Origin of the sequence: Flavobacterium succinicans, assembly GCF_001662485.1 — a bacterium.
In the GTDB taxonomy this organism is placed as follows: Bacteria; Bacteroidota; Bacteroidia; order Flavobacteriales; family Flavobacteriaceae; genus Flavobacterium; species Flavobacterium succinicans_A.
The window spans coordinates 1-1,617 of record NZ_JMTM01000047.1 but is presented as its reverse complement, the minus strand read 5'-3'; the positions used below and the strand labels follow the sequence as shown (position 1 = coordinate 1,617).

1 protein-coding gene is annotated in these 1,617 nt (G+C 40.1%); it reads left to right on the top strand.

Annotated features, from left to right (window positions below; translation table 11 throughout):
• Nucleotides 1-2 precede the first annotated feature (2 nt).
• A partial coding sequence (locus FLB_RS08920; RefSeq protein ID WP_082923257.1) for a carboxypeptidase regulatory-like domain-containing protein occupies nucleotides 3-1,617 on the top strand: 1,615 nt, incomplete at its 3' end.

Sequence of the window (1,617 nt, the reverse complement as noted above, 5' to 3'; positions counted from 1 at the left end):
TAATCCTCACTATACTTTGGTGTAGTTTTGCCTTTGCTCAAAAAGCCAAATTAGCATCCGCGGATAAAAAATACGATAGTTATGCCTATGTTGATGCGATAAAAACCTATGAACGCCTGGCTGCCAAAGGCTACCAATCGGCAGATATGTTCATGAAATTAGGCAATGCGTATTATTTTAATTCTGATTTTGAAAAAGCAGCCCAGTCTTATGAAAAGCTCTATCAATTACAACCAGAACTAACCCCTGAATATTATTACCGTTACGCCCAATCGCTAAAATCCATCGGAAAAGAGAAAGAAGCAGCAACCGTACTGACTCAATTTGAAAACAAATCAGGTGGCGACGGCCGTAGCAAACGCTTGAAAAAAAATAGCGAATATCTAGAAGACATCCGAGCCAATATTGGTAGCTACACCATTGAAAACGCAGGCATCAACTCCAAATATTCTGACTATGGTAGTGCCATTGTAGACGATAAATTAATTTTTACCTCCGCAAGAGATACTGGTGGCATTGGCCAACGCAAACACACTTGGACAGGCGAACATTTTACTAATTTATATGCCGCAACAGTCAACGGAGAGCTTATTCCAAGCCATCCCAAACGCTACGATGCCAACATCAATTCTAAATTTCATGAAGCCACTCCAGTGTTTACCAAAGATGGCAACACCATGTATTTCACCAGAAATAACTATTTGGATGGCAAAAAAGGAAAAGATGTCAACAAGGTTACACTACTCAAAATCTACAAAGCTACTTTGGTCAACAAAAGATGGACCAATGTGACCGAATTGCCGTTCAATAGCGATAATTTCAGTACAGCCCACCCAGCCTTGAGCCCCGATGAGCAAACCTTGTATTTTGCTTCGGATAGACCAGGAACAATCGGTCAATCGGACTTGTATAAAGTGGCGATCAACAGCAACGGAACTTACGGAAAACCGATTAATTTAGGCGCAGAAATTAATACCGAAGGAAGAGAAACCTTTCCATTTGTAACCAAAGACAATCAATTGTATTTTGCCTCAGACGGACATCCTGGATTAGGAGGTTTGGATGTTTTTACTACCAAAATCAACGACGACGGTACTTTTGATGAAGTTGAAAATGACGGAGCCGAAGTGAATTCCCCTAAAGATGATTTTGGGTATTACCGAGATAGCGAAACCAACAAAGGTTTTTTCTCCTCGAATCGCGATGGCGGATTAGGCTCGGATGATATTTATAGATTTATCAGTAAAGATAAGTGCAAACAAATCTTAAATGGAACTATAAGCGATAAGGCATCAGGGGCAGTTTTGGCAGGCGTACAAATGGTGCTTTTGAACAAAAAATACAAAGTAGTTGGCGAGACCACAACCGATGCATCAGGTAATTACAGCTTTAAGGTCGATTGTAGAAAAACCTACAGCGTTAGAGCCACCAAAGAAGAGTATACCTCAAAAGAAGTAACCATTAAAATCCCTGAAATCACAGGCCAAACCACAGTAGATTTACAACTAGAAGGCAGCATTTGCAAAGTAACAGTAGGCGATGATTTGGGCAAATGTTTTGGTATCAAAATGATTTATTTTGATTTGGATAAATCCAATATTCGCAAAGAGGCGGCTT